Origin of the sequence: Streptomyces sp. NPDC059900, from assembly GCF_050270335.1 — a bacterium.
Classification (GTDB): Bacteria; Actinomycetota; Actinomycetes; order Streptomycetales; family Streptomycetaceae; genus Streptomyces.
In genome coordinates, this window is record NZ_JBNNJZ010000645.1 from 1 (window position 1) to 4,271 (window position 4,271).

The following is a 4,271-nucleotide window of genomic DNA, read 5'->3' on the forward strand; positions in this document are numbered from 1 at the left end:
CCGCGCTCGCTTTCACCGGCCACCGGACCGCCAACCGCCGCCTGCGCGAGCTCTACCTGCTGGGCGTCGTCGACTCCTTCCGCCCCCTGCGCCAGCACGGCTCCGCCCCCGAGCACTACACCCTGGGACGGGCCGGAGCCGAACTCCTCGCCGCCCGCGCCGGATGCGACCTGCCCGCCACCGGCTGGCGCAAGGACCACTGCGCACGCATCGCCTTCTCCCCCACCCTGGACCACACCCTGGGCGTCAACACCCTCCTCACCCACCTCGCCACCAGAAGCATCCTGACGGAGTGGCTCTCCGAACGCTCCGCGACCCGGCTGTGGGGCGACTGGATCCGCCCCGACGCCTACGCCCACCACACCACCCCGGGCGGGCAACTCCTGCCGTTCTTCCTGGAGTACGACACCGGCTCCTACAACCTCGCCCGCGTCGAGGCCAAGCTCCCCGGCTACGCCGCCCTCGCCGCCACCACCGGCACCCGCACGCCCCTGCTCATCCACACCGCCACCGCCCGCCGCGAGGCCGCCCTGCGCCACCGTCTCGCCGAGAGCGCCGAGCGCCTCGAACTGCCCCTGGCCACCGGCAACGCCCAGCTCGCGGAACCGGACGGGGCCGCCTGGCTCCCCCTGAGCCCCGCCCCGGCCGGACGGCTCACCCCGGCCCAACTGGCCAGCCACTGGCCCGGCCTCGCCCCGGCCCTCACTCCCGAAGCAACACTGGCCACGCCCGGCCGCCACACCGCCTTCCCCTGGCGCCCCGTCCCGCCCCGGCCTCCCACTGCCGGGGCCTGAGCGTGAGCGCGCTCGCCAAGACGGCCGCCGGGGCCGGCTGCGCCCTCCTGGCCCTGCCCTTCCTGGCCGCCGTCATCGCCGCCACCCTGCTCAGCGGCAACATGGCCGGCAGCGGGGGTGCGTCGGCGAGTCCGAGCAAGCACGCACTGTCCGACATCCCGCCCAAGATGCTCGCGCTCTACCAGCGGGCGGCCCCGGAGTGCCCGGGCCTGTCCTGGACGGTGCTCGCGGCGATCGGGAAGGTCGAGACCGACCACGGCCGCTACCCCACCATGACCTCCTCGGCGGGCGCGGTCGGACCGATGCAGTTCCTGCCCTCCACCTTCAACGCCTACGCCCACCCCGTGCCGCCCGGTGGCAAGAAACCGCCCACCCCCTGGGACCCGGTCGACGCCGTCTACGCCGCGGCCCGCCTGCTGTGCGCCAACGGCGCCCGCAACGGCAAGAACCTGCGCCGGGCGATCTGGCACTACAACCACGCCGACTGGTACGTGAACAAGGTCCTCAAAATCGCCGACGAGTACGCGGCCGCCGCGGGCCCGGCAACCGGCGCCGCAGGCAGAGCGGTTGCCTACGCCCGCGCCCAGCTCGGCGTCGCCTACCGATGGGGCGGCAACGGACCGGCCGAGGGCGGCTTCGACTGTTCGGGCCTGACCAAGGCCGCCTACGCCAAGGCCGGCATCACCCTGCCCCGCGTAGCCCACGCCCAATACCAAGCCACCCGCAAAGTCCCCGCCGGAGCGCCCCTGCTCCCCGGCGACCTCGTCTTCTACGGCAGCCCCGGCAACCTCTCCCACGTCGGCCTCTACATCGGCGACAACAAGATGATCAACGCCCCGAACAGCCACTCCGTCGTCCGCATCGAGGACTACCGCTGGCACAACTACTACGGCGCCACCCGCCCCGCCGCACGAAAGAGCACGCGGTGACGCCCCCCACCCCCGCCCAAGCCCAGGCCCTGCTGACCGCACTCACCCGCTCCCTGGCCGGCGTCGCCGTCCTCACCCTCGCCTTCACCGCGGTCAACGTGACACTCTTCGCCACCAGCAGGGGCGTCTCCCTCGGCATCGCCATCCTCCTGGACCCCATGGTGGCCCTCGCCCTGGCCACCGTTCTGTACGCGGACGCACGCCTGGCGGCCTGGGGCCTGTCCCCGCCAGCCTGGTCAGCGGCCCTGCGCTGGTTCACCGCAACCGCCGCCACCCTGATGAACACCTGGACCTCGATCTGGCCCGATCGCCAGATCGGCTGGCCGACCCACGCCGACCCCGCCGGCATCCTCCTGCACGGCGTACCGACCGTCCTGCTGATCCTGCTCACCGAAACCATCGCCGCCTACCGACGCACCATCACCCCACTCCTCTCCCCGACCGACGACACCGATCACACAACCAATCCCGACCGCGCGGCCCCGAACCCCGATGCGCCCGCACAACCACCCCAACCGCTGTGCTACGCACCAGCGTTCGCACCGCGGGGAGCCGTGGGACACGACGGCCGCCGGGGGCCAGCAGCGCCCGCGTGGTACACCGACACACCCGTTGCCGCCCCGGCGGCACCCACCCACGTCGGCGGGCCCATCGGGGCGGCAGACGGCGACACGTGGGCACGCGCGATCGCGATCGACGAGAGCGCCCGCGCGACGACCGGAAGCCCGGCCAGCATCTGGCGGCTGCGCACCGATCTGCACGTCGGCCCGGACCGGGCCCGCCAGATCCGCGCCCAGCTCCTCACCCGCTGCCTCGACGGCACGCCCCCACTCTCTTGACCAGCACCGATCCCCTCATCACGATCGATCGGATCGGCGGATCGCTGCCGCTTGACTTGTCGCCGGGTCCAGAGCGTCCATGGTCCTACCGGCCGACGGCCAGCGGATTCAGAACCCCTGAACTCGCGCTCTCGTAGGCCGCGTTCGACCGGGAATTCCGCGATGCGCACGTGCCCGATCGGACACCACAGCGCCTGGCGCTGACCCCGGCCGGGGCCCACATCCACCCTCCACATGGAAACGAGGCCCACCATGTCCAACACCGACAACACCCGCACGCTGCGCCCCGTGCCCGCCCCCGAACCGCTGACCGGCCTGACGGGCGCACCCGCCACGATCTACACCGAACTCGTCGCCTCCCCCGGCACTACTGGCGCCGAACTCGCCCTCGCCACCGGCCTCGGCCGCTCCACCGCCGGAAAGGCCCTGGTCACCCTGGAAGAGCACGGCCTGGCCATCCGCACACCCGGCGGCCACGAAGGAGCACGCCGCACCCCCGACCGCTGGAACCCCGCTCCGGTCGGCGCGTGCCGGGAGCAGCAGACGCCGACCGACGAGGGCTCCGAGCCGGACGGGGACGGCGCAGACACGGAAGCCACCGCCTCGGCGCCCGAGGCCGTCACCACCACCCACCCGAGCGACACTCCGCAGGACATCACACCCGACAGCCTTACGGAGGCCGAAGCAGCAGACAACGCGGAAGACCCCAACGGAGGCAAGGACGCCGAAGTGGCGAACGCCACCGCCACCGCCCGCGAAGCCGAGCATCCGGTCGTACCCATGGCCGCCGCCTCCATCGGGCAGAGGGCGCGGCTGGCTCCCGGCGGCCTGCGCCAGATGGTCATCGACCACCTGCAAGCACATCCAGCGGAGGCTTTCACCGCCACCAAAATCAGCCGCGTAATCGAGAAAAGCTCGGGAGCCATCGCCAACGCCCTGGTCACTCTGACCCGGCAGGGGATCAGCGAGCAGGTAACCGAACGGCCCCGCACTTACCGGCTGGCAGAAACCGGAACGTCAGACGCCTAGATACCCGCCACGACGGCTGTGCCGCCCCGAGCAATGGAGCTCGGGGCGGCACAGCCGTCGTTGCGTACTGCACGCTCGCCAGCAGCCAACGCACGAAACCGCCCATGCTGGCCTGGGTGGCCTGACAGCCTCGACAACGCCATGCGCCGTGAGCTCAAGGCTCGGCGCAAATCCCCCCGGTTGGCCGCCGGACCCCTGCGATCACTTTCGAAGGCCCGACCCCTCGAAGGAAGAGCCGAGCCGGTCAGCGGGTGGATCAGTGGGTGGGGGCCCGGCGCGGCTCGGCTGACCGGCGTGGTCCACCCCGCCCGGTCCCAGCCTGCGCGGAGGCGAGTCGTCGCCGCCGTGCTCCGCCGTGCCGATGATGCACGCCTCCGGGATGGTTGGCGAAGGCCGCGACATCCTTGGCCGGCTCCTCGCGGCTCTCCGGATCAGTCGTAGTGCCGCCTTTTGCAGTCAAGGCCTTCGGCCTCGGTCGCGTCCTGCCCTGGAGCGAGCGTCGGCTCGGATTGGCCCGGCGGAATCTCACTACTTCAGAGCATGAACGATCTCGGGCAAGAACATCAGTGTCCCAACAGCTATCCACCCTGCGCCGACTACCCGCATGGTGCGCGGAGTTGCCCTGCCAGCCGGTATGTATGTGGTGACGAGACGAAAAAATCTATCGGATATTCCATACA

Annotated in this window: 4 protein-coding genes; all 4 read left to right on the plus strand. The window is 71.6% G+C overall.

Annotation, left to right across the window (positions count from 1 at the left end; genetic code table 11):
* Positions 1 to 794 (plus strand): replication-relaxation family protein (locus tag ACQKIP_RS41085; protein ID WP_427745351.1); only part of this gene is annotated, 794 nt, incomplete at its 5' end.
* Positions 795 to 796: 2 nt separating this feature from the next.
* Entirely contained in the window at positions 797 to 1,723 is a 927-nt protein-coding gene (locus ACQKIP_RS41090) for a bifunctional lytic transglycosylase/C40 family peptidase (protein ID WP_365865421.1), read from the plus strand.
* On the plus strand, positions 1,720 to 2,562 hold the full coding sequence (locus ACQKIP_RS41095) for an extensin (protein WP_365865423.1): 843 nt from the start codon (positions 1,720 to 1,722) through the stop codon (positions 2,560 to 2,562). Before ACQKIP_RS41090 ends, ACQKIP_RS41095 begins: the two co-directional genes overlap by 4 nt.
* Before the next feature lie 252 nt (positions 2,563 to 2,814).
* Complete coding sequence (locus tag ACQKIP_RS41100) at positions 2,815 to 3,591, plus strand: helix-turn-helix domain-containing protein (protein ID WP_365865425.1); 777 nt, start codon at positions 2,815 to 2,817, stop codon at positions 3,589 to 3,591.
* Positions 3,592 to 4,271 lie beyond the last annotated feature (680 nt).

Coding starts and splice junctions, on each gene's coding strand:
- ACQKIP_RS41100 (WP_365865425.1), top strand. CDS start 2,815: ATGTCCAACACCGACAACACCCGCACGCTGCGCCCCGTGCCCGCCCCC.